At 71.3% G+C, this 26,655-nt stretch carries 25 protein-coding genes; 17 read left to right on the top strand and 8 right to left on the bottom strand.

Translation table 11 applies throughout. The features are described 5' to 3' along the window. Positions 1-20: 20 nt before the first annotated feature. The 4 genes from M8J73_RS01945 (at position 21) to M8J73_RS01930 (ending at position 6,144) form a co-directional block, all read left to right on the top strand. Positions 21-2,960, top strand: a complete 2,940-nt coding sequence (locus M8J73_RS01945; protein WP_249828142.1) for a bifunctional acetate--CoA ligase family protein/GNAT family N-acetyltransferase — start codon at positions 21-23, stop codon at positions 2,958-2,960. Between the two features lie 681 nt (positions 2,961-3,641). Beyond that, a complete protein-coding gene (locus M8J73_RS01940) occupies positions 3,642-4,229 on the top strand; it encodes a DUF5998 family protein (protein ID WP_055543300.1) in 588 nt (195 codons plus the stop codon). Continuing rightward, positions 4,229-5,416 carry an alkaline phosphatase family protein gene (locus M8J73_RS01935; RefSeq protein ID WP_055543298.1) on the top strand — a complete coding sequence of 396 codons (1,188 nt, stop codon included), beginning with the start codon at positions 4,229-4,231 and terminating at the stop codon, positions 5,414-5,416. Before M8J73_RS01940 ends, M8J73_RS01935 begins: the two co-directional genes overlap by 1 nt. Before the next feature lie 80 nt (positions 5,417-5,496). After that, complete coding sequence (locus M8J73_RS01930; RefSeq protein ID WP_055520731.1) at positions 5,497-6,144, top strand: thymidine kinase; 648 nt, start codon at positions 5,497-5,499, stop codon at positions 6,142-6,144. Positions 6,145-6,242: 98 nt separating this feature from the next. Here M8J73_RS01930 and M8J73_RS01925 read toward each other — a convergent pair whose 3' ends face one another. Then, positions 6,243-7,043: a VOC family protein gene (locus tag M8J73_RS01925; protein ID WP_055543299.1), complete on the bottom strand. Its 801-nt coding sequence runs from the start codon at positions 7,041-7,043 to the stop codon at positions 6,243-6,245. A gap of 326 nt (positions 7,044-7,369) precedes the next feature. Between M8J73_RS01925 and M8J73_RS01920 the strand changes: the two genes are divergently transcribed. Continuing rightward, positions 7,370-8,197: a sulfurtransferase gene (locus M8J73_RS01920; protein ID WP_249828141.1), complete on the top strand. Its 828-nt coding sequence runs from the start codon at positions 7,370-7,372 to the stop codon at positions 8,195-8,197. Between the two features lie 183 nt (positions 8,198-8,380). Here the strand turns inward: M8J73_RS01920 and sepH are convergent, their stop codons facing one another. From sepH to M8J73_RS01905, 3 genes are all read right to left on the bottom strand, one after another. Beyond that, on the bottom strand, positions 8,381-9,400 hold the full coding sequence (sepH, locus tag M8J73_RS01915) for a septation protein SepH (RefSeq protein ID WP_055537337.1): 1,020 nt from the start codon (positions 9,398-9,400) through the stop codon (positions 8,381-8,383). 402 nt (positions 9,401-9,802) lie between these two features. Further along, a complete protein-coding gene (locus M8J73_RS01910; protein WP_055537336.1) occupies positions 9,803-11,122 on the bottom strand; it encodes a D-arabinono-1,4-lactone oxidase in 1,320 nt (439 codons plus the stop codon). Continuing rightward, positions 11,082-12,323, bottom strand: coding sequence for an MFS transporter (locus M8J73_RS01905; RefSeq protein WP_055537335.1), 1,242 nt, complete (start codon positions 12,321-12,323; stop codon positions 11,082-11,084). Before M8J73_RS01905 ends, M8J73_RS01910 begins: the two co-directional genes overlap by 41 nt. A gap of 161 nt (positions 12,324-12,484) precedes the next feature. Between M8J73_RS01905 and M8J73_RS01900 the strand changes: the two genes are divergently transcribed. Together M8J73_RS01900 and M8J73_RS01895 are read left to right on the top strand one after the other, a co-directional pair. Further along, positions 12,485-13,612 carry a ferrochelatase gene (locus tag M8J73_RS01900; RefSeq protein WP_055537334.1) on the top strand — a complete coding sequence of 376 codons (1,128 nt, stop codon included), beginning with the start codon at positions 12,485-12,487 and terminating at the stop codon, positions 13,610-13,612. 8 nt (positions 13,613-13,620) lie between these two features. Continuing rightward, positions 13,621-14,439 (top strand): inositol monophosphatase family protein, encoded by an 819-nt coding sequence (locus M8J73_RS01895; RefSeq protein ID WP_055537333.1) that lies wholly within the window; start codon positions 13,621-13,623, stop codon positions 14,437-14,439. Positions 14,440-14,570: 131 nt separating this feature from the next. Here the strand turns inward: M8J73_RS01895 and M8J73_RS01890 are convergent, their stop codons facing one another. Further along, positions 14,571-14,744 (bottom strand): hypothetical protein, encoded by a 174-nt coding sequence (locus tag M8J73_RS01890; RefSeq protein WP_167738856.1) that lies wholly within the window; start codon positions 14,742-14,744, stop codon positions 14,571-14,573. Positions 14,745-15,148: 404 nt separating this feature from the next. Here M8J73_RS01890 and M8J73_RS01885 point away from each other — a divergent pair, with 404 nt between their 5' ends. From M8J73_RS01885 to M8J73_RS01870, 4 genes are all read left to right on the top strand, one after another. After that, the gene (locus M8J73_RS01885) at positions 15,149-15,802 is read left to right on the top strand and encodes a response regulator transcription factor (RefSeq protein ID WP_009340866.1); all 654 of its coding nucleotides are present in this window, start codon (positions 15,149-15,151) and stop codon (positions 15,800-15,802) included. 5 nt (positions 15,803-15,807) lie between these two features. Continuing rightward, a complete protein-coding gene (locus M8J73_RS01880) occupies positions 15,808-17,073 on the top strand; it encodes a sensor histidine kinase (protein ID WP_249828140.1) in 1,266 nt (421 codons plus the stop codon). A gap of 411 nt (positions 17,074-17,484) precedes the next feature. Next, the gene (locus M8J73_RS01875) at positions 17,485-17,781 is read left to right on the top strand and encodes a DUF4193 domain-containing protein (RefSeq protein WP_003997302.1); all 297 of its coding nucleotides are present in this window, start codon (positions 17,485-17,487) and stop codon (positions 17,779-17,781) included. 13 nt (positions 17,782-17,794) lie between these two features. Continuing rightward, positions 17,795-18,745, top strand: coding sequence for a hypothetical protein (locus M8J73_RS01870; protein WP_206187827.1), 951 nt, complete (start codon positions 17,795-17,797; stop codon positions 18,743-18,745). 158 nt (positions 18,746-18,903) lie between these two features. Here M8J73_RS01870 and M8J73_RS01865 read toward each other — a convergent pair whose 3' ends face one another. Continuing rightward, positions 18,904-19,365, bottom strand: coding sequence for a DUF3093 domain-containing protein (locus M8J73_RS01865; protein ID WP_055538644.1), 462 nt, complete (start codon positions 19,363-19,365; stop codon positions 18,904-18,906). A gap of 113 nt (positions 19,366-19,478) precedes the next feature. On the opposite strand from M8J73_RS01865, the gene M8J73_RS01860 reads away from it, so the two are divergent. From M8J73_RS01860 to M8J73_RS01840, 5 genes are all read left to right on the top strand, one after another. Continuing rightward, positions 19,479-20,063 carry a PaaI family thioesterase gene (locus M8J73_RS01860; protein WP_055538643.1) on the top strand — a complete coding sequence of 195 codons (585 nt, stop codon included), beginning with the start codon at positions 19,479-19,481 and terminating at the stop codon, positions 20,061-20,063. Next, the gene (gene dut / locus M8J73_RS01855) at positions 20,060-20,581 is read left to right on the top strand and encodes a dUTP diphosphatase (RefSeq protein ID WP_055538642.1); all 522 of its coding nucleotides are present in this window, start codon (positions 20,060-20,062) and stop codon (positions 20,579-20,581) included. Before M8J73_RS01860 ends, dut begins: the two co-directional genes overlap by 4 nt. 1 nt (position 20,582) lies before the next feature. After that, entirely contained in the window at positions 20,583-21,353 is a 771-nt protein-coding gene (locus M8J73_RS01850) for a DUF3710 domain-containing protein (protein ID WP_055520743.1), read from the top strand. A gap of 138 nt (positions 21,354-21,491) precedes the next feature. Next, positions 21,492-21,890 (top strand): OB-fold nucleic acid binding domain-containing protein, encoded by a 399-nt coding sequence (locus tag M8J73_RS01845; protein ID WP_079054818.1) that lies wholly within the window; start codon positions 21,492-21,494, stop codon positions 21,888-21,890. A gap of 3 nt (positions 21,891-21,893) precedes the next feature. Next, positions 21,894-22,661: a DUF3159 domain-containing protein gene (locus tag M8J73_RS01840; protein ID WP_055538641.1), complete on the top strand. Its 768-nt coding sequence runs from the start codon at positions 21,894-21,896 to the stop codon at positions 22,659-22,661. Positions 22,662-22,773: 112 nt separating this feature from the next. Here M8J73_RS01840 and M8J73_RS01835 read toward each other — a convergent pair whose 3' ends face one another. Continuing rightward, complete coding sequence (locus M8J73_RS01835; protein WP_055538640.1) at positions 22,774-23,451, bottom strand: potassium channel family protein; 678 nt, start codon at positions 23,449-23,451, stop codon at positions 22,774-22,776. After that, complete coding sequence (locus M8J73_RS01830; protein ID WP_055520747.1) at positions 23,451-24,122, bottom strand: potassium channel family protein; 672 nt, start codon at positions 24,120-24,122, stop codon at positions 23,451-23,453. Before M8J73_RS01830 ends, M8J73_RS01835 begins: the two co-directional genes overlap by 1 nt. A gap of 409 nt (positions 24,123-24,531) precedes the next feature. On the opposite strand from M8J73_RS01830, the gene M8J73_RS01825 reads away from it, so the two are divergent. Then, positions 24,532-26,595 carry an APC family permease gene (locus tag M8J73_RS01825; protein ID WP_055538639.1) on the top strand — a complete coding sequence of 688 codons (2,064 nt, stop codon included), beginning with the start codon at positions 24,532-24,534 and terminating at the stop codon, positions 26,593-26,595. The last annotated feature ends 60 nt before the right edge of the window (positions 26,596-26,655 follow it).

Here is a 26,655-nt window from a genome sequence, read left to right as displayed (position 1 = left end):
CGAGCCGTACTCTGGGGCCCATGCAGACCTCGTCGGACCGGCATGAGTACCCCGCCCACTGGGAGGCCGACGTGGTGCTGCGTGACGGCGGCACCGCACGCATCCGGCCCATCACCGTTGATGACGCCGAGCGTCTGGTCAGCTTCTACGAGCAGGTCTCCGACGAGTCGAAGTACTACCGCTTCTTCGCGCCGTACCCTCGCCTGTCCGCCAAGGACGTCCACCGCTTCACGCACCACGACTTCGTGGATCGGGTGGGTCTCGCCGCCACCGTCGGCGGCGAGTTCATCGCCACCGTACGCTATGACCGGATCGGTGCCGACGGAATGCCCGCCTCGGCCCCCGCCGACGAGGCCGAGGTCGCCTTCCTCGTCCAGGACGCCCACCAGGGCCGTGGCGTCGCCTCCGCCCTCCTGGAACACATCGCCGCCGTCGCCCGCGAGCGCGGCATCCGGCGCTTCGCCGCCGAGGTGCTGCCCGCCAACAGCAAGATGATCAAGGTGTTCACCGACGCCGGGTACCAGCAGAAGCGCAGCTTCGAGGACGGCGTCGTACGCCTGGAGTTCGGCCTGGAGCCCACCGACCGCTCCCTCGCCGTGCAGCGCGCGCGGGAGCAGCGCGCCGAGGCCAGGTCGGTGCAGCGGCTCCTCGCCCCCGGCTCGGTCGCCGTCATCGGCGCCGGGCGCACACCGGGCGGAGTGGGCCGCAGCGTGCTCGCCAACCTCCGGGACGCGGGCTTCGCGGGCCGGCTCTACGCGGTGAACAAGGCTGTGCAGGACAAGGAGCTGGACGGGGTCCCGGCCTACCCCTCCGTCCGTGACATCGAGGGCCCCGTCGACCTCGCCGTCGTGGCCGTCCCCGCCGCGCAGGTCCCCGAGGTCGTCGCCGAGTGCGGTGAACACGGTGTACAGGGCCTCGTGGTGGTCTCCGCCGGGTACGCCGAGAGCGGCCCCGAGGGGCACGACCGCCAGCGCGACCTCGTCCGCCAGGCACGCGCGTACGGCATGCGCATCATCGGGCCGAACGCGTTCGGCGTCATCAACACCGCCCCCGACGTACGGCTCAACGCCTCGCTCGCCCCGGAGATGCCGCGCTCCGGACGCATCGGCCTGTTCGCCCAGTCCGGCGCCATCGGCATCGCGCTGCTGTCCCGGCTGCACCGGCGCGGGGGAGGGGTGACCGGCGTGACGGGCGTGTCCACCTTCGTGTCGTCCGGCAACCGGGCGGACGTCTCCGGCAACGACGTCATCCAGTACTGGTACGAGGACCCCGACACCGATGTCGTGCTGATGTACCTGGAGTCCATCGGCAACCCGCGCAAGTTCACCCGCCTCGCACGGCGGACCGCCGCGGTCAAGCCACTCGTCGTCGTCCAGGGAGCACGCCATGGGGCGGCCCCGCAGGGGCACGCGGTGCGCGCCACGCGGCTGCCGCACGCCACCGTGTCCGCGGTGCTGCGCCAGGCGGGGGTGATCCGGGTCGACACGATCACGGAGCTGGTGGACGCGGGGCTGCTGCTGGCCCGGCAGCCGCTCCCGGCGGGCCCGCGGGTGGCGATCCTCGGCAACTCCGAGTCGTTGGGGCTGCTCACCTATGACGCGTGCCTCGCGGAGGGGCTCCGTCCGCTGCCGCCGGTCGATCTGACGACCGCCGCCTCGGCGGACGACTTCCACCGGGCGCTGTCGGACGCCCTGGCCGACGACGCGTGCGACGCGGTCGTCGTGACGGCCATACCGGCACTGGGGGAGACGTCCCCCGACGACGCGGCCCTCGCCGAGGCGTTGCGCTCCGCGGCAGCGGCGACCCCGTCGAAGCCGGTCCTCGTCGTGCACGTCGAGCTGGGCGGCCTCGCCGAGGCACTGTCTGCCGCGGCGAGCACCGCACCCCAGGCCGGCGACCGGCCCCCGGCTGCCGCGAGCGGTGCCCCACAGCCCCCGGCCGCCCCGGACACACGGCACCCTGTGGAACGACCGCCCACTGAGTTGACGGCCACCCCGGCGGCACCCCCGTCCGCCTCCCCCCGTCCCCTGGCTGCGGAAGCCGCCGCGCCCGCGCCGCCGGCCGACTCCGGGCTCGCCCCTGTCCAGCCCGCCGACTCCCGGCTCATCCCCGCCTATCCCGCCGCCGAGCGGGCCGTCCGCGCCCTCGCCGAAGCCGTGAAGTACGCGCAGTGGCGGCGCGAGGCGGCGGAGCCGGGCAAGGTCCCCGAGTACGAGGACATCGACGAGAAGGGCGCCGCGCGGCAGATCGACGGGCTGCTCGCCCGGGACGAGGGACTCACCCTCGGCGCGGAGGACACCTGCGCCCTGCTCGGGCGGTACGGCATCCAGGTCCGGGAGGCGCGGCCCGCGCCCACCCCCGACGAGGCGGTGGCGGCGGCCGAGGCGCTCGGCTATCCCGTGGCGCTGAAGACGACCGCCCCGCACCTGAGGCACCGGGCGGACCTGGGCGGCGTACGGCTCGACCTGGCGGACGAGGAGCAACTACGGCGGGCGTACACCGAGTTGTCGGAGCTGTTCGGCGGGCCGGAGGAGCTGCGTCCGGTCGTCCAGGCCATGGCCCCGCGCGGTGTCGACACGATCGTACGGACGGTCGTCGACCCGGCGGCCGGAGCGGTGCTCTCCTTCGGTCTGGCCGGGCCGGCGTCGCAGCTGCTCGGGGACATGGCGCACCGGCTGATTCCGGCCACCGAACGGGACGCCGCCTCCCTGGTCCGGTCGATCAGGACCGCTCCCCTCCTCTTCGGCTGGAGAGGTTCGGCGCCGGTCGACACCGACGCCCTGGAAGAACTGCTGCTCCGGGTCTCCCGACTGGTGGACGACCACCCCGAGGTCGTGGCCGTCTCCCTGGAGCCGGTCGTCGTCGCCCCGCACGGGCTCAGCGTGCTCGGCGCCACCGTACGGCTCGCCCGCCCGCCCGCTCGCGACGACCTCGGCCCGAGGACCCTTCCGGTCTACTGAAGGCTATTCCGACTTCACCCGGAGGCGATTCGGGCACCCTTCCGGGGCGGCAGGTACATTCACACCTCACAAAGGCCCCTCAATTCCTCAATCGAAGCTCACATTCATTGCCCGCGCAATTACTCCCGGTCTATTTTCGCCCGACTGCGATGAGGGTGCCGCCCGGCCGGCGAGAAGGACCCGGCGCGAGGACTGCCCGGCCGCGTCGGCCCCCGGCCGGGCCGCGACGTGGGCGCGACCTGCCCGCCGACGCGGTCTTCGAGGCCCGCGTGTACGACGACGGCAAGGCCGTCGCCCGGTCGCTCGGTGTGGAGATCCGGCGAGGCGGTTCCGGTGAAACGCGGCCGCGGTCCCGCCGGTAAAGGGGACCGCGACCCTCTTCCAGGAATTCCCGAAACGGGCCCGGTGGACAGAATTCACTGTCGGCCGATGAAGGGTATTCGCCTTCTCGCAGTGCTGTGGGAAAGGGGCGCCGTGTCTTTCCCCCCGGCCCCAGAGGGGCCACCCCGGCAGATGGGGGTGGGCCCTCTGGGGCCCCTGCCGGCGCCGTCACCGCGCACCCTTCCGTGGGGAGGCGCCGCACCCCGGACGCCAGGAGGCGCGTCGGCCTGCTGTTCGAATGCCCCCGGGATGCCCTTGACTGAGCCGGACCGCCCTTGCCCACGGACTAGGATGGACGTCATGGCCAAGACCAGTACGACGACCCAGGGGCTGCGTGCGGCGATCGAGCGCAGCGGCTACTACCCGGCTCTCGTGGCCGAGGCGGTGGAGGCCGCTGTCGGCGGCGAGGCCATCAAGTCGTACCTGGTCCACCAGGAGACGACGTTCGACGCGAACGAGGTGCGGCGCCATGTGACCGTGCTCGTCCTCACGGCCAACCGGTTCATCGTCAGCCACACCGACGAGCAGGCCGCGGACAGCACGTCGCCGACGCCCTACGCCACCACGTCCACCGAGTCGGTGAAGCTCGGCCGGATCTCCTCGGTCGTGGTCAGCCGGGTCGTCGCCAATCCCGAGTCGTACACGCCCGGCACTCTGCCGCGCGAGGTCGTCCTGACCATCGGCTGGGGCGCCGTCTCCCGTATCGACCTGGAGCCCGCCGCCTGCGGCGACCCCAACTGCGAGGCCGACCACGGCTACACGGGCAGCTCCACGGCGGACGACCTCAGCCTGCGCGTCAGCGAGGCCGGGGACGGCCCGGAGACCGTTCGCCAGGCCCTCGTCTTCGCGCAGTCCCTCTCCGAGGCGACCGCGGACCTCGCCCGCTGATGGCACTGCCCACCTGGGACCACCCGGAACCCCTCGCCGTCGGCTCCGCGCCCGTCCCCGAGTACGGCGTCGGCTCGCTCGCCGACCTCCTGCCCACCCTCGCGGCGGGCATGGAGGTCCCCGGTGCGACCGCCGCGATACAGGAACTGGCGCCGGCCGACCGTGCCTGCGTCTTCCTGATCGACGGGCTCGGCTGGGAGCAGCTGCGGACCCACCCCGACGAGGCGCCGTTCATGACCTCCCTGCTGGCGTCCTCCCGCGGCGGCACCGGCCGCCCCATCACCGCCGGCTACCCCGCCACCACGGCGACCTCCCTGGCCTCCGTCGGTACCGGACTGCCGCCGGGCGCGCACGGGCTCCCCGGCTACACGGTCCGCGACCCCGAGACCCGGGAGCTGATGAACCAGCTCCGCTGGCAGCCCTGGACGGCACCCCACGTGTGGCAGCCGTACCCGACGGTCTTCCAGCTCGCCCACGAGGCCGGTGTGCACACCGCGCAGGTCTCGTCCCCGTCCTTCGAACACACCCCCCTGACCAAGGTCGCGCTGAGCGGCGGCACCTTCCACGGCCGCCTCTCCGGCGAGGACCGCATGGACCTGGCCGCCGCGCAACTGGGCGCCGGTGACCGCTCCCTGGTCTACACGTACTACTCCGAGGTCGACGGCGCCGGGCACCGCTACGGCCTCGACTCGGACACCTGGCGCGGCCAGCTCATGCACGTCGACCGCCTCGTCCAGCGCCTCGCGGAGCAACTCCCGCCGCGCAGCGCCCTCTACGTCACCGCCGACCACGGCATGATCGACGTCCCCTTCGACGAGCAGCACCGCATCGACTTCGACGAGGACTGGGAACTGCGCGCCGGGGTCGCCCTGCTGGGCGGCGAGGGCCGCGCCCGCCATGTGTACGCGGTGCCGGGCGCCGAGTCGGACGTCCTGACCTGCTGGCGCGAGGTGCTGGGCGAACAGTTCTGGGTCGCCTCGCGGGACGAGGCGATCGCCGCGGGCTGGTTCGGGCCGACGGTGGACGAACGGGTGTACGGCCGCATCGGTGACGTGGTCGCGGCCGCCCGCGACGACGTCCTGATCATCGCCTCCGAGCGGGAGCCCAAGGAGTCGGCGATGGTCGGCAACCACGGCTCGATGACCCCGGCGGAACAACTGATCCCGCTCCTCGAAGTACGCTCCTGACGCCCGCCGCACCCCTGCCGCACCACCCTGCCGTCCCGACCGTTCCGCTGCCCTCCTTGCCGAAAGGTGCTCACCTCACCATGTCCGAGCTGGTGTTCTTCTCCGGAACCATGGACTGCGGGAAGTCGACGCTGGCCCTCCAGATAGAGCACAACCGCTCGGCGCGGGGCCTCCAGGGCATGATCTTCACGCGCGACGACCGCGCCGGCCAGGGCAAGCTCTCCTCCCGCCTCGGCCTGGTCACCGACGCCGTCGAGGTCGAGGACGGCCAGGACCTCTACGCGTACCTCGTCGACCACCTCTCCCAGGGACGCCGCGCGGACTACGTCATCGCCGACGAGGCACAGTTCCTCGCCCCCGAGCAGATCGACCAACTCGCCCGCGTCGTGGACGACCTGGGCCTCGACGTGTACGCCTTCGGCATCACCACCGACTTCCGCTCCAAGCTCTTCCCCGGCTCCCAGCGCCTGGTCGAGCTGGCCGACCGCGTCGAGGTCCTCCAGGTCGAGGCCCTCTGCTGGTGCGGCGCCCGCGCCACCCACAACGCCCGCACCATAGGCGGCCACATGGTCGTCGAGGGCGCCCAGGTCGTCGTGGGCGACGTCAACCAGCCCGACGACATCGGCTACGAGGTGCTCTGCCGCCGCCACCACCGCCGGCGCATGACCGCCGCGACGGCCCACGCGGGAGCCCTCTCCCCAGACGTCCTCCCGGTCGAGACGGCCTGAGCCACCCCCCTCAGGGGCTGGTCACGCGCGGAAGGTCGCGCTCGGGCCGCGCCTCAACGCCCCCGCACGCCCGCCCCGTCGCTCCCGCGTCCTGCACCTCAGCGCTCCATGTGCACCAGCGCGAAGACAGCCCCCTCCGGGTCCGCCACCGTGGCCACACGGCCCAGCGGGGTGTCCTGGGGCGGGGTCAGGACATGGCCGCCGAGGGCGAGGACCCGCCCGGCCGCCTCGTCGGTGTCGGTGGCCTCGAAATACGTCAGCCAGTGCGGGCCGCGATCACGGGGAAGCGCGGCTCCCACGCCGTGGATCCCGGCGACGGGGCGGCCCTTGACATGGAGGGTGACGTGGTCGGTGCCGGGATCGGGGGACGCCACCGGTCTCTCCTCGTAGCCGAAGGCCACCTCGTAGAACTTGGCGACGCTCTCCGTGTCATAGGTGAGCAGCTCGTCCCACGCGGGGGTGCCCGGCACCCCGGCGATGTCCGTGCCGAGGAGTTCCGCCGCCTGCCAGATGCCGAAGACGGCACCCGTCGGATCCGAGCCGATCGCGAGGCGCCCCGCCTCCCCGGCGTCCAGCGGCCCGACCCCGACGGTCCCGCCGCAGTGCCGCACCGTCGCCGCCGTCAGATCCACGTCGCCGGAGGCGAAGTACGGCGTCCAGGCGATCGGAAGGTGCCGGTCCGGCGGCAGCTGCCCGATCCCCGCCACCTCACGCCCGTCGAGCAGTGCCCGCACATACGGGCCGAGTTGCTGCGGACCGGGCTGGAACTCCCAGCCGAACAACGCCCCGTAGAACTCCTGGGTCGCGGCCAACCCGTGCACCATCAGGCTCACCCAGCAGGGCGTGCCCGGCGGGTACGCCCCACCGTCCGGGCCGGTCGACCTCCATGCGTCGGTCATCGTCACTCTCTCCTCGGCCCCTCGCGGCCGCGTCCGTCCGCCCCGCCGTACACGTGTACCGCGTCCACCCGCGATCACGCCCCGTGCCGATGCTCGCACCAGCCGTGGTGCCCCACGCCCGCGCCGCACCGCCGAGTCCTGGCGCACGTACGTACGCGAACGGGACACGGTCGACCGTGAAGCGCCGCTTTCCGCGGGGCGGACGTGTGGTGGCCGTCGGCTGTACGGCATGTGTCCGATCCCGTACGCGCGGTGATCGGAACCGTCCGGCGGGCAGAGTAGCCGGACCCGGGCGAAGGGGCCACCCCGTGCGCGAGGATGGGGCCATGAACGCCATCATCACCGCATCCGAGCTCGCCGAGGAGTTGGCCGGACCCCGCCCGCCGGTCCTGCTGGACGTGCGCTGGCAGTTGGGCGGCCCGAACCTGCGGCCCGAGTACGACAAGGCGCACCTCCCGGGGGCCGTCTTCGTCGACCTGGACGCCGAACTCGCCGCCCCGGCGGGCGCGGCCGGCCGCCACCCGCTGCCGGACCCCGAGACGTTCGGCGCGGCGATGCGGGCGGCCGGGGTGTCCGCCGACCGCCCGGTCGTCGTCTACGACGGCGGCCTCAACTGGGCCGCCGCGCGCGCCTGGTGGCTGCTGAGCTGGTCGGGTCACCCCTCGGTGCGAGTCCTCGACGGCGGCCTTGCGGCCTGGGACGGCCCCGTGACGGCCGAACTCCCCGACCCCGAGCCGGGAACGTTCACCCCCGCCCCGGGCGCCCTCCCGCTGCTCGACGCGGACGGCGCCGCGGCGCTCGCCCGCGGCGGTCTGCTCCTCGACGCGCGGGCCGCCGAGCGCTACCGCGGCGACGTGGAGCCCATCGACCCGGTCGGCGGCCACATCCCGGGCGCCGTGTCCGCACCCACCACCGAGAACGTGACCGCATCCGGTCACTTCCGCTCCACCGCCGAACTCGCCGACCGTTTCAAGGCACTCGGCGCGACCGGGGAGACGGAGGTCGGCGTGTACTGCGGCTCGGGTGTCTCCGGCGCCCACCAGGTGCTCGCCCTCGCCGTGGCGGGCATCCCGGCCGCCCTGTACGTCGGCTCCTGGTCGGAGTGGTCCCGCGACGGCAGCCGCCCGGTCGCCACCGGGCCCGACCCCCAGTGACCCACCGCTGACAGGCATGCCGTGGGGCCCGCGTCTGAACGACACGGGCCCCACACACGTATGAGAGACCGAACCCCCGCCCACCGAAGAAGGACTCGGAAACAGAAGAAAGCAGAAACGGATCGGCATGCACGACCGTTCCTGCTCGCAGCCGCCGACCCCCCTCCTTACCGCTGTTTCCCGCTACTCCTGTTTCTTGCGGCGCGTGCCGAACACGATCTCGTCCCAGCTGGGCACCGCCGCGCGCCGGCCCGGTCGTACGCCGTCGGCCTCGGCCTGGCGGTCCGTGGAGCCGATGAGCCGGTCGCGATGGCCGTTGACCGACCGCGGCGGCATGAGGACGTCCGCGTAGGCGGAACCGGCCGAGGCCGCGGGGGCCGCGGACTCCTCGTCCACCTCCTCGACGGACTCGTCCTGCGGTTCGGCGGCGGGCAGTTCGGGCACCACCAGGTCGCCCCGATAGCTGGGAACGGCCTCCAGGATGCTCGTGAGCGAGTCGCGCTCGCTCACGCCCTCCTCGTCGGACTCCGGTGTCACGGCCGGCAGGACGGGACGTTCCGCCTGACGGTCGCGGGGCAGCCGGGCGATCCGCGGCACGAACGGGAAGCTCGGTTCGGGCGCGCCCAGATCGTCGGACTCGCCGATCAGGGAGCGCGCCTCGTCGTCGACGGCCTGGACCAACCGCCGGGGCGGGTCGTACGTCCAGCTCGCCGAGTGCGGTTCGCCCGCGACCCGGTACACCAGCAGGACCTCCCAGGTGCCGTCGTCGCGGCGCCACGAGTCCCACTGGACGGTGTCCTTCTCGGCGCCGCGGATCAACAGCCGTTCCTGGACGGCCTCGCCGAGCTGCGGGCCTGCGGCGTTCTCGCCGGGGCGGCGGACCGGGGTCTTGCGTGCCCGCTCGGCCATGAAGGCGCGCTCGGCCAGTACCGGCCCCTCGAACCGGCGCACCCGGTCGACGGGGATGCCGGCGAGCTGCGCGACCTCCTCGGCCGTGGCACCCGCACGTATACGCGCCTGGATGTCACGGGGACGGAGATGGCTCTCGACCTCGATCTCGATCTGGCCGAGACGTGGACGGTCGCCGCGCACGGCGGCACGCAGGCGCTCGTCGATCGGAAGCGTGTACTCCGTGGAATCGGCAGCCTTCAGCACCAGCCGTGTGCCGTCATTGGAGACGGCCACGACACGCAGTTCGGGCATGGGGACCTCCCGGGTGGTGCCTGCCGACGTCACGTGCGTCGCTGCTTCCGCTAGTCGAGTGTGGCCTGCCCGGGTGCAGCCTGCCACAACCTTGCCGAGTTGCCCGGCGTGTCGGGCATGGGCCCGAGGCTGCCGTTATGGCACGGTTACCTATTCGCAACGCTAAGTGACGAACCTCATCACCCTGTGCAACGATCCCCCTCCCGGCGGTCCTCGAAGGCCCCGGACACCCTGGCGGGAGTCCGGACCCAGGGCTCGCAACAGTACTCCATTCGGGCCACTTGCGTGGATCGGCACGCCGCTCGACTTCTGGTGAGAGACGGCAATCGGCCGCGGGGAAGGGCCCTTTCGTCACGCCGGGTAGGGGAGGTCGTCACGCGATCACCGGTACCGACCGCCCGGCTACGCCCCGAGGACGCGGCGCAAGTAGTCGTTCTGGAAGCGCCGTTCGGGGTCGAGTCGGTCGCGCAGTGCGGTGAACTCGCCGAAGCGGGGGTAGACCTTGGCGAAGTAGTCCGTGTCCCGTGTGTGCACCTTGCCCCAGTGCGGACGGCCCTCGTGCGCCGTGAAGATCCGCTCGGCGGCCGTGAAGTACGCCTGATAGGGCGTACCCCGGAACATGTGGACGGCGATGTAGGCGCTGTCCCGGCCGGAGGCGGTGGAGAGGGTGATGTCGTCGGCCGGCGCGGTGCGGACCTCCACGGGGAAGCTGACGCGGAGGTGGGAGCGGTCGACCATCGCCTTGAGTTCACGCAGTGTGTCCACCAGGGCCTCACGCGGAACGGCGTATTCCATCTCCACGAAGCGCACCCGGCGCGGAGAGGTGAACACCTTGTACGGGATGTCGGTGTAGCTGCGCGCGGACAGGGCGCGGCTGGAGATCTGGGCGATCGTCGGGATGGTGGCGGGTACGGCCCGGCCGACCAGGTTGGCCACCTGGAAGACGCCGTTGGAGAGGAACTCGTCCTCGAACCAGCTGTTCAGCTGCGGGACGGGCTTCTCCGGGCCGGCGCTGCGGTTGTTGCGCTTGGTGTTGGTGTTGCCGGTGTGCGGGAACCAGTAGAACTCGAAGTGCTCGTTCTCGGCGTGCAGTTCGTCGAACTCGGCCAGCACCTTCTCGAACGGCATCGGCTCCTCGCGGGCCGTGAGCAGGAAGATCGGCTCCACGGCGAAGGTGATCGCGGTGACGACGCCGAGCGCGCCGATGCCGACGCGGGCGGCCGCGAAGACGTCCGCGTTCTCCGTGGCGGAGCAGGTGAGGATCGAGCCGTCCGCGGTGACCAGCTCAAGTCCCTTGATCTGGGCGGCGATCGAGGCCGACTCACGGCCCGTGCCGTGGGTGCCGGTGCTGGTGGCCCCGGAGACCGTCTGCTCCATGATGTCGCCCATGTTCGTGAGCGACAGGCCCTCGCGCGCGAGCGCCACATTGAGTCTCTTGAGCGGAGTGCCCGCGCCCACCGTGACGGTCATGGCGTCACGATCGATGTTGCGTATGCCCGTCAACAGTTGAGGGCGGATCAATACCCCGTCGGTCGCGGCGGCGGCCGTGAAGGAGTGGCCCGTGCCGACGGCCTTCACCCTGAGGTCGTCCTCGGCGGCCCGGCGCACCGCCGCGGCGAGTTCCTCGACGGTGGCAGGGGTGACCTCCCGTACGGGCCGGGCGGTCACGTTCCCCGCCCAGTTACGCCACGTGCCGCTCTTGCCGATCACTGTGGTGCTCATGGGGCCCTCCCCGCTCCGGTGCCGGCCTGCGCAGCCGGCGGTACCCAAGGAAACCGACCGCGACCGCGACGGCACCGGACACCGCCGGAACCCCGTACCCGGCGTCCGCCCCGGCTGCGTCGATCACCCAGCCGGACACGGAGGAGCCGAGCGCGACGCCGACCGCGAGTCCGGTGCTCACCCAGGTCATGCCCTCGGTCAGTTGCGCGCGTGGTACGTGCTCTTCGATCAGCGACATCGTCGTGATCATCGTGGGTGCGATGGACAGCCCCGCGACGAAGAGCGCCACGGCCAGAAACAGCAAGTTTCCGACCAGTAGGAGGGGGATCATACTCACGGCCATGCCGCAGACGCCCAGCAGCCAGCGAAGCTCGGCCGCCCCGGAGAACCGCATCAGTCCGAACACGACGCCGGCGAGGCAGGACCCGGCCGCGTAGACGGCCAGGACGACGCTCGCGGCGGCCTTGTGGCCCTGCTCCTCGGCGAACGCCACGGTGACCACGTCGACGGCCCCGAAGATCGCCCCGGTCGCCACGAACGTGGCCACCAGCACCCGCAGTCCGGGCGAGCGCAGCGCCGAACGGCCGCGCCCCTGCTGCTCGCGCGGGTGCGGGGCGGGCTCGGTGGCCCGCTGGGAGGTCAGCCAGAACACCCCGACCGCGAGGAAACAGGCGGCGAGCAGCGGCCCGGCCTCCGGGAACCATGCCGTCGACAGGCCGATGGAGATGATCGGCCCGAAGATGAAGCAGACCTCGTCCACCACGGACTCGAACGAATAGGCGGTGTGCAGCCGCGGAGTGCCCCGGTACAGGGCCGCCCAGCGCGCCCGGGTCATCGCGCCGAGGCTCGGTACACAGCCGATGCCGGCCGAGCACACGTAGAGCACCCAGTCCGGCCAGTCGAAGTGAGCGGCGCACAGCAGTCCCGCGGCCGCGGTCAGCGCGACGAGCGTCGCCGGGCGCAGCACCCGCCGCTGCCCGTACTGGTCCACCAGACGGGAGATCTGCGGGCCGAGCACGGCGGCGGACAGCGCGATGGTCGCCGACAGGGCGCCGGCGAGGCCGTACCGCCCCGTGAGCTGAGAGATCATCGTGACCACGCCGATGCCCATCATCGACAGCGGCATACGGCCGATGAAGCCCGCGGCGGTGAAGCCCTTGGTGCCGGGCGTGGCGAACAGAGCGGTGTACGGGCTGGGCACGGAGGGTCTCCGAAAGGTGCGGGAAGCGGAGGGAACCGTTCCCTGGCCGGTCCTGTAAGGCGTGAAGGCAGCCGATACAGCTTACGGGTCAGGCAAACCTAAGTCATCTCCGAAAACGGGCCGGGATCCCGCCCGTCGGTGCCGGGTGGCAGGATCGACCCATGCCACACGCGCACGACGCCACCCCCTACGACGCCCTGCTCCTGCTCTCGTTCGGCGGCCCTGAGGGCCCCGACGACGTGATCCCCTTCCTGGAGAACGTGACGCGGGGGCGCGGCATCCCCAAGGAACGTCTCAAGGAAGTCGGCGAGCACTACTTCCGGTTCGGCGGGGTCAGCCCCATCAACGACCAGAACCGCGCCCTCCTCGACGCCCTCCGCAAGGACTTCGCCGAGCACGGGCTCGACCTGCCCATCTACTGGGGCAACCGCAACTGGGCGCCCTACCTCACCGACACCCTGCGCGAGATGGTCGCCGACGGCCGCCGCCGCATCCTGGTCCTCGCCACCAGCGCCTACGCCTCCTACTCGGGCTGCCGCCAGTACCGCGAGAACCTCGCCGACTCGCTCGCCGCCCTGGAGGCCGAGGGGCTGGAGCTGCCGAGGATCGACAAGATCCGGCACTACTTCAACCATCCGGGCTTCCTGGAGCCCATGATCGACGGGGTGATCGAATCCCTCGCCGACCTCCCCGAGGACGTCCGCGACGGCGCGCACATCGCCTTCTGCACGCACTCCATCCCCAACGCGTCGGCGGACACCTCCGGCCCGGTCGAGGGGCACGGTGAGGGCGGCGCCTACGTCGAGGAGCACCTGGACGTCTCCCGGCTCATCGTGGAGGCCGTGCGCGAGCGGACCGGCGTGGAGCACCCCTGGCAGCTCGTCTACCAGTCCCGTTCTGGGGCGCCCCACATCCCGTGGCTGGAGCCCGACATCTGCGACCACCTGGAGGAGCTGAGCGGGTCCGGCGCCCCGGCCGTCGTGATGGCGCCCATCGGGTTCGTCTCGGACCACATGGAGGTCCTGTACGACCTCGACACCGAGGCCATGGCCAAGGGCGAGGAGCTGGGACTGCCGGTGCGCCGCTCGGCCACCGTGGGCGCCGACCCGCGGTTCGCCGCCGCGATCCGCGACCTGGTCCTGGAGCGTGCCGCGGTCGAGCGGGGCCAGGACGTGACGCCCTGCGCCCTCGGCGCCCTCGGCGCGAGCCACAATCTCTGCCCGGTCGGCTGCTGCCCGGCCCGCGCCCCGAAGCCCGCCGCCGCGGGCGCCGACAGCCCGTACGCGTGAGGAGCACCGTGAACGACCAGCCGAACCACCCGGACGGGCTCAAGGCCGAACTGCTGGAGATCGCCCTGGAGGCGGCCCACCGCGCGGGCGCCTTCCTCCACGACGGCCGGCCCGAGGACCTCGGGGTGGCCGCCACCAAGTCCAGCGCGGTCGACGTCGTCACCGAGATGGACATCGCCTCCGAGAAGCTGATCACCGGCCTGCTGGCCGAGCGCAGGCCGGACGACGGCGTGCTCGGCGAGGAGGGCGCCAGTGTCGAGGGCACCAGCGGCGTCCAGTGGGTGATCGACCCGATCGACGGCACCGTCAACTACCTGTACGGCCTGCCGAGCTGGGCCGTGTCCATAGCGGCCCGTGTGGACGGCGACACCGTCGTCGGCGTGGTCCACGCCCCCGTGCGCGGCGAGACCTACCGCGCGGTGCTCGGCGAGGGCGCCTATGTGAACGACCGCCCCGCGCGCGTGCGGCCCGCCGTCGCCCCGGAGCTGGCCCTGGTCGGCACGGGCTTCGGCTACCGGGCCGAGCGCCGGGCCAGGCAGGCCGACGTGCTGCGCGAGCTGATCCCCGAGGTTCGCGACATCCGGCGCGGTGGCTCGGCCGCGATCGACCTGTGCGACGTCGCCGTGGGCCGGCTGGACGCGTACTACGAGCGCGGTCTGAACGCCTGGGACTACGCGGCGGGCGACCTCATCGCCCGGGAGGCGGGCGCCCTGACCGGTGGCCGCCCCGGACAGCCCCTCTCACCCGACCTGACCATCGCCGCCCCACCCGGCCTCTTCGAGGCCCTCCAGACCCGCCTGGAGGAGCTCGGCGCCTGGCACGACTGAGCGGGAGGGCGGAGGCCCACGCGTGAACACCGAGCGGGCCGACGGCACCCGCGCGAAAGCGGCACGCACACGAAAGAGCGGGACCCCAGGCCGGCTGCCTGGGGTCCCGCTCTCGTACGCGTGGGTCCGGATCAGACGCTGAACGCGCCGACCTCCACACCGTGGTCGGCGGCGAGGCGGTGCAGGTCGTCGAGCTCGGCCTGCTCCACTTCGACGAGGAAGTCGTCGCCCTCGTCACGAGCCCTGGTCAGGTCGGACTCGGTCGCCCTTATGCGCTGCAGAAGTCCTGCGGTGAATGCGTCCATGCTGCGCCCCCTCGTCCTGGTCGTGGGTCGATGGCACGGGGGTGTGCCGGTTCGGAAGGGACGATCACGCTTCTTGTGGATGCCCAGCGCCACCCGTGCCGGGCGGCGTCGGTGCCGGACACCCACGCCCGCTCTGCGGAAAGCGGATCGCTGTGTACCGCATGGTGGTGCGGCACAAGCAGAGCGTGATCGCGGGGTGTAAAGCCTGTCCTCCCCTCGCCGTCTCCGACGGAAACCTCAACCGGACGAAAAAATCCCGCATTCCCGGTCGGCTCCGGGCAGGAGATCGCCTTACCGCCGACTTACGGCCGAAAAAGGCAGGATGGAGGTCACACACCCACGAACACCCTGCCCGTGTGCGCCTTCGGCGCGCTACGCGGGTGGACACAGGAAGGACAAGCGACGTGCGCGTACTCGTCGTCGAGGACGAGCAGCTGCTCGCCGATGCGGTGGCCACCGGACTGCGCCGGGAGGCCATGGCCGTCGACGTCGTGTACGACGGTGCGGCCGCCCTGGAGCGCATCGGCGTCAACGACTACGACGTGGTCGTCCTCGACCGCGACCTCCCCCTCGTCCACGGCGACGACGTCTGCCGCAAGCTCGTCGAGCTCGGCCTGCCCACGCGCGTGCTGATGCTCACCGCGTCCGGCGACGTCAGCGACCGCGTCGAGGGCCTGGAGATCGGCGCCGACGACTATCTGCCCAAGCCGTTCGCCTTCAGTGAGCTGATCGCGCGCGTGCGGGCCCTCGGCCGGCGGACGAGCGTGCCCCTGCCGCCTGTCCTGGAGCGCGCCGGGATCAAGCTCGACCCCAACCGCCGCGAGGTCTTCCGCGACGGCAAGGAGGTCCAGCTCGCGCCCAAGGAGTTCGCCGTCCTGGAGGTGCTGATGCGCAGTGAGGGCGCCGTCGTCTCCGCGGAGCAGCTCCTGGAGAAGGCCTGGGACGAGAACACCGACCCGTTCACCAACGTCGTCCGGGTCACCGTCATGACGCTGCGGCGCAAGCTCGGCGAGCCACCGGTGATCGTCACCGTGCCCGGCTCCGGCTACCGGATCTGATCGCCATGGCCACCACCCCGGCACCCCCCGCCCCCGCAGCTCCCCCCAAGCCCACCTGGGACCCCCAGCGGCCCCAGGTCCCGTTCCCCTGGCTGCGCCCGACCATCCGCATACGGCTCACGCTGCTGTACGGCGGCATGTTCCTCATCGCCGGCATCCTGCTGCTGTCGATCATCTACCTGTTGGCAGCCCAGGCGATCAACACCGGCAACCAGCCGCTGTTCAAGATCGTCGGCGGCACCGACATCAGCGTCTCCAGCGAGCAGTGCCCCGCCGTCGACGCCGACTCGTCGGTCAACGTCCCGCTCACCGACTTCAACGCTGCGATCGCCAACTGCATCGACGACCAGCGCAGGGCTGCCCTGGACGCCCTGCTCAGCCGCTCGCTGCTGGCCCTGCTCGGGCTCGCCGTGATCGCGTTCGCCTTCGGCTACGCGATGGCGGGCCGGGTGCTCGCGCCGCTCGGCCGCATCACACGCACCGCGCGCGCGGTGGCCGGGTCGGATCTCTCCCGCCGTATCGAGCTGGACGGGCCGGACGACGAGCTGAAGGAGCTGGCGGACACCTTCGACGACATGCTGGAGCGGCTCCAGCGGGCCTTCACGGCCCAGCAGCGCTTCGTCGGCAACGCCTCGCACGAGCTGCGCACCCCCCTGGCGATCAACCGCACGCTGTTGGAGGTGCACCTCTCCGATCCGAACGCGCCCGCGGAGCTGCAACAGCTGGGCAAGACCCTGCTGGCCACCAACGAGCGCAGCGAGCAACTCGTCGAGGGGCTGCTGCTGCTCGCCCGCAGCGACAACCAGATCGTCGAGCGCAAGCCCGTGGACCTCGCCGAGGTCGCCTCCCAGGCCGTCGACCAGGTGCACGCCGAGGCGGACGCCAAGGGGGTGGAGATCCGCGGCGAGCGGGCCCCCGCGGTCGTCCAGGGCAATGGCGTCCTGCTGGAGCGGATCGCGCTGAACCTCGTCCAGAACGCCGTCCGGTACAACGTGCCGGGGCCGGGCGGCTGGGTCGAGGTGACGACGGAGCTCCAGCAGGGCCAGGCGGTCCTCGTGGTCACGAACACCGGCCCCGTGGTGCCGGCGTACGAGATCGACAACATCTTCGAGCCGTTCCGGCGGCTGCGGACGGAGCGCACGGGAAGCGACAAGGGCGTGGGCCTCGGCCTGTCGATCGTCCGGTCCGTGGCCCGCGCGCACGGCGGCCATATCGCCGCCCAGCCGCGTGAGGGGGGCGGGCTGGTGATGCGTGTGACACTGCCTGTCTGAGAAAATGTGCCGGCTTCCGGGACATGTTCGCTTCACGCGGAATTTCCCGGGGTACCCATGGGTTCTGATCAGAACAGTCGCGCACGACCAATGTGTGATCGATCACATGGGCGATTATTCAGCCATCTACTGAGCGTGATCATGTGCCTGTCGGAACGCCGGGAACATCCGGGTTTTCGGGGGTTGAGATCACGGGAAGTACATGCTGAGGCGCCTTTGAAAGCAGCCTGAGGACCGTGTACGGTCCCGTTCGCCATCCAAGCCGATCACTCTTGAGGGGTCCGGTTGGGTGTCGATTGAGTAACAGACCTTGATGTGAGGCAAAATCTCCGCCTCAGGTCGGGCACAAGTCCGGCCTCTCACGCGTTACGTGCGCTGAGACACCGCAGACACCCAGAGGGGGAGAGCGACATGGCAACGGATTACGACACCCCACGCAAGACCGACGACGACGTCGACTCGGACAGCCTGGAAGAACTCAAGGCGCGCCGGAACGACAAGTCGACCTCCTCGGTGGACGTCGACGAGTTCGAGGCCGCCGAGGGCCTGGAACTGCCGGGCGCCGACCTCTCGAACGAGGAACTGGCCGTCCGCGTCCTGCCCAAGCAGCAGGACGAGTTCACCTGCATGAGCTGCTTCCTGGTGCATCACCGCAGCCAGCTGGCCCGCGAGAAGAACGGTCAGCCGATCTGCCGCGACTGCGACTGAGGCAGGGTCGGCCGTGACTGGCTCGACCCCTCCTTGGAAGCGCCGCTTCCGCAAGGGGGCGGACCATGGGCCGTACAGCGGCTCTGACGGCGTGCGTGACGACGAGCGGGGCTCCTCCGATCCCGGAGCGGCCTCGCTCGAACGTACGTCGGACACGGCGTCGGGGGGCGCCACGGATGAGCAGGGGCGCCTGCCCGTACCGGTGGGCACTCCGGCGCCCGTCGCCAGAAGGCGCGCGGCGGTCGTCCGGGCGGGCATCAGACAGGGCCTGAGCGTCGGGGCCCGCAAGAGCGGTGACCGCGCGCGGGCGGGGCTCGCGTACCTCACCGACCGGATCATCGAGATGGCCCCGAGGATCCCCGTACGGGACCTCGCGACCCTGCGCGCACAGTTCCCGGGCCTCGGGCCCGAACAGCTCGCCGACAAGCTCGTGGCGGGCGCCGCGAACGCATCCTCCACCGTGGGTGCCGGGGTCGGGGCCGCCGCCATGCTGCCCACACCGCCGGCCATGCCCGCGGAGCTGGCCGCCGAGATCACCGGCGTCGCCGCGATCGAGCTGAAACTCATCGCCGAGCTGCACGAGGTGTACGGGGTAAGACCGCCCGGCAACCTCCGGCAGCGCAGCACCGCCTACCTCGACTCCTGGTCCGGTGAGCGCGGGATCGACGTGACCAGGCCCATGACGATCGACGCGGCGCTCGGCGGACAGCTGAAGCGGCAGCTGCGTCAGCAGATCATGAAGCGCATGGTGCGCAACCTGCCGAACCTCATGCCGTTCCTGGTCGGTGCCGCCGTCGGCGCCGTCATGAACCGCCGGGACACCAAGCACCTCGCCCAGCGCGTCCGCAAGGACCTGCGGCGGACCCAGGTGCCCTGGGAGGCGCTGCCGGACCTTCCGGCGCTGGAGAAGCCGACGGACCCCGTGGCGGTGACCGAGCTGCCGCAGAACCCCGACGAGGACTGACCGCGGCCCGGCCCGCCGGAGGTGGGAAAGCGCCAACCTTCGGTGCGTACCGAACGTGGGAGACCGCCGACCCTCAGAACGAATCCGCGAACCCGTCGGCTCCGGGAACGCCGATCGTAAGAATCAGGCGAGAAATCGGCGGACGGCCGAAGCCGTGCCTACGCCGCGGCCTTCGCCGCCTCCAGCGCGGCGATCAACCGCTGCGGCTGCCGGGTCGACAGATACAGGTACGGCGTCGGGTCGGCCGGGTCCGTGACCGGGATGCGCAGGGCGCCCGGGATGTAGGCGCGCAGCAGCATGAACGCCCGGGTGTCGGCCTTGTACGTGCGCCAGGCCCGCGCCTCCTCGGCGTCGAGGACCTCCGGCTCTCCGAGCGCGCTCACCGGGATCTTCGCCTCGCCCGCGATCAGGGCGTCCCCGACCACGCGGATGCGGACCGAGCCGTAGGAGCTGGCCACGACCGCCGCGGCGGCGGTGCCGCCCGCCAGGCCGCCGAGGAGCGGCAGGGTGCCGAAGGGCAGCAGGATCAGGGCCATGGAGACGCCGACCAGGAGGCAGACCAGCCACCACGAACGGGGCGCGGTGAGGCGTTCTTCGTACGGCGAGGCGGAGAGCTGCATGGCGTCAAGCTTGGCACGGGGAGCGCCGGCCCCCGGAAATGGGGGCACCCGAGGGGAAACCCTGTCCTCCGGGACGATGGCCGGAGGCTGACGGACGGGTAAGGTCTGCGGCTGTGAGAGGTACTTCCGCGGCCCTGCAGCCCCCGGCGGACGCCACGGCGCCCGTCCGGCACCCCGAGGCACCCGCCCCGGGCGAGCTGCTGGGCGCGCACTACGGGCAGTGTTTCGGCTGCGGCGACGAGCAGCCCCACGGGCTGCACCTTCAGGCCCGGGCCGGCGAGGGGGTCTCCCTCACCGCCGAGTTCACGGTCAAGGCCGCCCACCAGGGCGCGCCCGGCCTGGCGCACGGCGGGGTCCTGGCCACCGCCCTCGACGAGACGCTCGGCTCGCTCACCTGGCTGCTGCGCACCATCGCGGTGACCGGGCGGCTGGAGACCGACTTCGTACGGCCCGTGCCCGTCGGCGCCGTACTGCACCTCCAGGCGGAGGTGACGGCCGTGGCCGGGCGGAAGATCTACGCGAGCGCCACCGGGCGCGTGGGCGGCCCCGACGGCCCGCTCGCCGTCCGCGCCGACGCGCTCTTCGTCGAGGTGAAGGTCGACCACTTCATCGACAACGGCCGCCAGGAGGAGATCCAGGCGGCCATGAACGACCCGGACCAGGTCCGGCGGGCCCGCGCCTTCGAGGTGAACCCGTGACCGGCGGCCGTATCCCCGTCGACGTGCTGATCCGGCGCGTCGACCCGGACGTTCCGCTGCCGCAGTACGCGCACCCCGGTGACGCGGGTGCCGATCTGCGCACCACGGAGAGCCGTGAACTGAAGCCGGGCGAACGGGCCGTCCTGCCCACGGGAGTGTCCATCGCGCTCCCGGAGGGGTACGCGGCCTTCGTGCACCCTCGATCCGGTCTCGCCGCCCGCTGCGGTGTCGCTCTGGTGAATGCCCCAGGGACGGTTGATGCCGGGTACCGTGGGGAGATCAAGGTCATTGTGGTGAACCTCGACCCGCGGGAGACCGTGGTGTTCGAGCGCTTCGACCGGATTGCCCAACTGGTCGTCCAGCAGGTCGAGAAGGTGCGCTTCCAGGAGGTGGCGGAGCTTCCCGACTCGGCGCGGGCCGAGGGGGGCTTCGGGTCCACCGGCGGTCATGCCGCCGTGGGCGGCACAACGGGTGGGAATCGATACGCTTCGGTCGTATCCGACCGGGAAGGACAGTGACGTGTTCGGACGTCGCAAGAAGAAGGGTTCCGCCGAGGACGCGGCGGACGCGGCGAGCGAGGCCGAGCAGGTCGTCGACGCAGTCGGCACTGAGACGGACGAGGTCGAGCGGGAGCGGGTGCGGCTGGAGCCGGAGCCGCGGCCCGACGGACCCTGGGACAGCTCCGAGGTCTCCAACCCCGGCGAGGGCCGGGTCGACCTCGGCGGTCTCTTCGTGCCCGGGGTCGAGGGCATGGAGCTGCGGGTCGAGGTCGCGGGCGACGCGATCGTCGCGGCCACCGTCGTCCTGCGCGACAGCGCGGTCCAGTTGCAGGCGTTCGCAGCGCCCAAGCGCGAGGGCATCTGGGGCGAGGTCCGCGAGGAGATCGCCACCGGCATCACCCAGCAGGGCGGTGTCATCGACGAGGTCGAGGGCCCGCTGGGCTGGGAGCTGCGGGCCCAGGTGCCCGTGCAGCTGCCGGACGGCACGGGCGGCTTCCAGGTCGTCCGCTTCGTGGGCGTGGACGGGCCGCGCTGGTTCCTGCGTGGTGTGATCTCCGGCCGCGGCGCGGTCGAGCCGCAGACCGCCGGGCTGCTGGAGCAGATCTTCCGGGACACGGTCATCGTCCGCGGTGAGGGCCCCATGGCCCCGCGCGACCCGATCGTCCTGAAGCTCCCGAACGACGCGCAGATGGTGCCGGAAGGCGTCCAGCAGGAGGAGCAGAGCGGCTCCCGCTTCTCCGGCGGCATGGGCCAGCTGCAGCGGGGCCCGGAGATCACCGAGGTCCGCTGACCCACCGCACAGACGCACGGGCCGTACTCCCTCGGGTGCGGCCCTTCGTCGTACCGGGAGAGAAACGGGGCCCTGGCCAACAGAGGTGGCTCGTACGGGGGTGCGGGTCTGTCGGCGCTCCCCGGTAGGCTTTTTGCCATGAGTGCTGTTCCTCGTTCAGAGAAGCCGGCGGGCCGGTTCCGGCGCATGCTCGACCGGCTGTCCTCGTCCCAGGAGGACCTGGAGAGCGAGGAGCTGCGGGAGGACACGGACACCGCGGGCTGTACGCGGATCTGTGACTGCCACGACCGACAGATCGTGACGGTTACTGGTACCTTGCGCACGGTCACGCTGCGCCCGCGGGCCGGTGTGCCGGCCCTGGAGGCCGAGCTGTTCGACGGTTCGGCCGCCCTGGACGTGGTGTGGCTCGGCAGGCGCTCCATCGTCGGGATAGAGCCGGGGCGCAAGCTGATCGCATCCGGTCGGATCTCGATGAGCCGGGGCCGTAGGGTGCTCTTCAACCCGAAGTACGAACTCAGACCGCTCGGACGGGAGTAGCCGGTGACGTCGCTCGACAAGCCGACGGAGGACGCCGCCCGCGGCGCCCAGGACACGACCGGTGTCCAGGACGACCCCCAGGACTCCAGGGCGGTGACCGAGGCCGCGCTGTTCGAGGCCTTCGGCGGGGTGCGGGGCATGGTCGAGACGGTGGTGCCCGGCCTCCTCTTCGTCACCATCTACACGATCAACAAGGACCTGCACTCGTCGGCCCTCGCGGCCCTCGGTGTCTCCCTGCTGCTGGTCGTGGTGCGGCTGGTCAGGAAGGACACCGTGAAGCACGCCTTCAGCGGTGTCTTCGGCGTCGCCTTCGGCGTGGTCTTCGCGATGATGACCGGCAACGCGAAGGACTTCTACCTGCCGGGCATGCTCTACACGCTCGGCATGGGCCTCACGTACATCATCACCACGCTCGCGGGCGTGCCGCTGATGGGGCTGATGCTCGGGCCGGTGTTCAAGGAGAACCTCTCCTGGCGGACCCGCAACCCCGGCCGCAAGAAGGCGTACGCGAAGGCGAGCTACGCCTGGGGGGCGATCCTGCTCGGCAAGTGCGCCATCCTCTTCCCGCTGTACTGGTGGGCCGACACCGAGCAGCTCGGCTGGGTGCTCGTCGCGCTGAAGATCCCGCCGTTCCTGCTGGCCGTCTGGCTGACTTGGGTGTTCCTGGCCAAGGCGCCGGCGCCGATCGACGTGTTCGCGGAGATGGAGGCGGCCGAGCAGGCCGAGAAGGAGCGCAAGGCCGCCGAGCGGGCGGCCCACACGGGCGACTGAACCACGACACGAGGCACCGGCGGCCGATCCTCGGCCGAAGGCACCGCCGACCGCACCACGCGCCAAGGGGCGCCCGGAGGTCTCCGGGCGCCCCTTGGCCGTGTCCGGCGGGTCAGCTCGTCGCGTCCTCGCGGCGGACCGACAGCAGATCCTCCAGCTGTTCCTCGCGGGCCTGGGCGGCGACGAAGAGGAGCTCGTCGCCGGCTTCGAGGGAGTCCTCCTGGGTCGGGGTGAGGACCCGGGTGCCGCGGATGATCGTCACCAGGGAGGTGTCCTCCGGCCACTCGACCTCGCCCACCTGCGTGCCGGCCAGCGCCGACTCCGGCGGGAGGGTCAGCTCGACCAGGTTGGCGTCTCCGTGGCTGAAGCGGAGCAGACGCACCAGGTCGCCGACGCTCACGGCCTCCTCGACCAGGGCCGACATCAGCCGGGGCGTCGACACGGCGACGTCCACGCCCCACGACTCGTTGAACAGCCACTCGTTCTTCGGGTTGTTGACGCGGGCGACGACACGCGGGACGCCGTACTCCGTCTTCGCCAGCAGCGAGACGACCAGGTTGACCTTGTCGTCGCCCGTCGCGGCGATCACCACGTTGCAGCGCTGCAGCGCGGCCTCATCCAGCGAGGTGATCTCGCAGGCGTCGGCCAGCAGCCACTCCGCCATGGGGACGCGCTCGACCGAGATCGCGGTCGGCGCCTTGTCGATGAGCAGGATCTCGTGGCCGTTCTCCAGCAGTTCGCCCGCGATCGAGCGGCCCACCGCACCGGCTCCGGCAATGGCGACCCTCATCAGTGACCGCCCTCCTCGTCGGGACCCTCGGCGAAGGAGGCCTCGACCTTCTCGACGTCGTCCGTACGCATCATCACGTGCACCAGGTCGCCCTCTTGCAGCACCGTCTGCGAGGTGGGCAGGATGGCCTCACCCAGGCGGGTGAGGAACGCGACGCGGACGCCCGTCTCCTCCTGCATCTTGCTGATCTTGTGGCCCACCCAGGCCGAGGAGGCGTGCACCTCGGCGAGCTGGACGCCCCCGGTGGGGTCGCGCCACAGCGGTTCGGACCCGGCGGGCAGCAGCCGACGGAGCATCTGGTCGGCGGTCCAGCGGACCGTGGCGACCGTGGGGATGCCCAGACGCTGGTAGACCTCGGCGCGGCGGGGGTCGTAGATCCTCGCCGCCACGTTCTCGATGCCGAACATCTCGCGGGCGACGCGGGCGGCGATGATGTTCGAGTTGTCGCCGCTGGAGACGGCGGCGAACGCGCCCGCCTCCTCGATGCCCGCCTCACGCAGGGTGTCGCGGTCGAAGCCGACACCGGTGACACGGCGGCCACCGAATCCCGAGCCCAGACGACGGAAGGCCGTGGGGTCCTGGTCGATCACGGCGACCGTGTGCCCCTGTTGCTCCAGGGTCTGGGCGAGGGTCGACCCCACTCGCCCGCAGCCCATGATGACGATGTGCACGACCGTCCTTCCGGTGTCAATAGCTGGTGTTCAGCCGAAACGGCAAAAACAGGGTCTCAGACCGTGGCCCAAGCTACACACGCGCGGTCCACCAAGGGCACCCCTGTGCAGCACCCGTCAGGTGGGCGAGCGCCGGCGGCTGATCCGGCGGACGCTGATCATCGTCAGGACACCGAGGCCGACGAGTGACGCCAGCGCACCGATCAGCTCCGCGATCGCGGCCTGCATGGGGCCTCCAGGATGTGGGGGGACGGGATTCGTCATATAGAAATCAGGACGCCCTCATTAGGCCTGAGGATGCGTCACGTGACGCACCTCGCAGTGACGGCCGGGGAGATTTCACCCATGGGCCCGCCGGGATTTCACCCGGATGTGCCCAGAACCAGTCGCGGCGCTTACGATCCTCTGCGTGTCCAAACTGACCGACCTGCCCAAACGGATTCTGATCGGGCGCGCTCTGCGCAGCGACCGGCTCGGTGAAACGCTCCTGCCGAAGCGCATCGCACTTCCCGTCTTCGCCTCCGACCCGCTCTCGTCCGTGGCATACGCACCCGGCGAGGTCCTGCTGGTCCTCTCCATCGCGGGCGTGTCGGCCTACCACTTCAGCCCCTGGATCGCCGTCGCCGTCGTCGTGCTGATGTTCACCGTGGTGGCGTCGTACCGGCAGAACGTGCACGCCTATCCGAGCGGCGGCGGCGACTACGAGGTGGCGAACACCAACCTCGGTCCCAAGGCCGGTCTCACCGTCGCGAGCGCCCTCCTCGTCGACTACGTCCTCACCGTCGCCGTGTCGATCTCCTCCGGCGTGGAGAACCTCGGCTCGGCCATCCCCTTCTTCGTCGAGCACAAGGTGCTGTGCGCGGTCGGCATCATCGTGCTGCTCACGCTGATGAACCTGCGTGGTGTGAAGGAGTCCGGCAAGCTCTTCGCGATCCCGACGTACATCTTCGTCGTTGGCGTCTTCCTGATGATCGCCTGGGGCGCCTTCCGCGGTCTCGTCCTCGACGAGACGATGCGGGCGCCCACCGCCGACCTGGCGATCAAGGCGGAGCACCAGGGCCTCGCCGGGTTCGCGCTGGTCTTCCTGCTGCTGCGCGCCTTCTCCTCCGGCTGTGCCGCGCTGACCGGCGTGGAGGCGATCTCCAACGGCGTCCCCGCCTTCCGCAAGCCCAAGTCGAAGAACGCGGCCACCACGCTCGCCCTGATGGGCTTCTTCGCCGTCACCATGTTCTGCGGCATCATCGGCCTCGCCATGGCCACCGACGTGCGGATGGCCGAGAACCCGGCCGTCGACCTGCTGCGCGACGGCACCCCGGTGGGTGAGTCCTACGTCCAGAACCCGGTGATCTCACAGGTCGCGGCCGCCGTCTTCGGCGACGGTACGTTCTTCTTCATCGTGCTGGCCGCCGCCACCGCCCTGGTCCTCTTCCTGGCCGCCAACACCGCGTACAACGGCTTCCCGCTGCTCGGCTCGATCCTCGCCCAGGACCGCTACCTGCCGCGCCAGCTGCACACCCGCGGTGACCGCCTCGCCTTCTCCAACGGCATCGTGCTCCTCGCGGGCACCGCCGTCCTGCTGGTGTGGATCTACGGCGCCGACTCCACCCGGCTGATCCAGCTCTACATCGTCGGTGTGTTCGTTTCCTTCACGCTCAGCCAGACGGGCATGGTCCGGCACTGGAACCGGCACCTGCGCACCGAGAAGGACCAGGCCAAGCGGCGCCACATGGTCCGCTCGCGGGCCATCAACACCTTCGGTGCCTTCTTCACCGGCCTCGTCCTGATCGTCGTCCTCGTCACCAAGTTCACCCACGGCGCCTGGGTCGCCCTGCTCGGCATGGTGATCTTCTACGTGACGATGACCGCGATCCGTAAGCACTACGACCGGGTCGCGGCCGAGATCGCCGCCCCCGACGGCCCCAGCGACGACGTCGTACGGCCCTCCAGGGTCCACTCCGTGGTGCTGATCTCCAAGATCCACCGCCCGACGCTGCGCGCCCTCGCCTACGCCAAGCTGCTGCGCTCGCACACCCTGGAGGCGCTCAGCGTCAACGTCGACGCGGCCGAGACCAAGGCGCTCCAGGAGGAGTGGAACCGGCGCGGCATCGACGTACCGCTGAAGGTCCTCGACTCGCCCTACCGGGAGGTCACCCGGCCCGTCATCGAGTACGTCAAGGGGCTGCGCAAGGAGTCCCCGCGTGACGCGGTGTCGGTGATCATCCCCGAGTACGTGGTCGGCCACTGGTACGAGCATCTGCTGCACAACCAGAGCGCGCTCCGCCTCAAGGGACGCCTGCTGTTCACGCCGGGTGTCATGGTGACCTCGGTGCCGTACCAGCTGGAGTCCTCCGAGGTCGCCAAGCGGCGCGAACGCAAGCGGCAGGAGTGGAACGCGCCGGGTTCGGTACGGCGTGGTCCGGCGAACGACCGGTCCAAGCCACCGGCGAAGGAGTCCTCGGCCCAGCAGAGCTGAGTCACCCGGAGCGGCACCCTCGCGAGGGCGGGGCGCCGCTCCTGTGGTCGGCGGCCGGAC

The sequence above is a fragment of the Streptomyces neyagawaensis genome (genome assembly GCF_023516595.1).
Taxonomy (GTDB): domain Bacteria; phylum Actinomycetota; class Actinomycetes; order Streptomycetales; family Streptomycetaceae; genus Streptomyces; species Streptomyces neyagawaensis.
The sequence above is the reverse complement of the archived record's forward strand: the minus strand, read 5'-3'. Positions and strand labels throughout refer to the sequence as shown.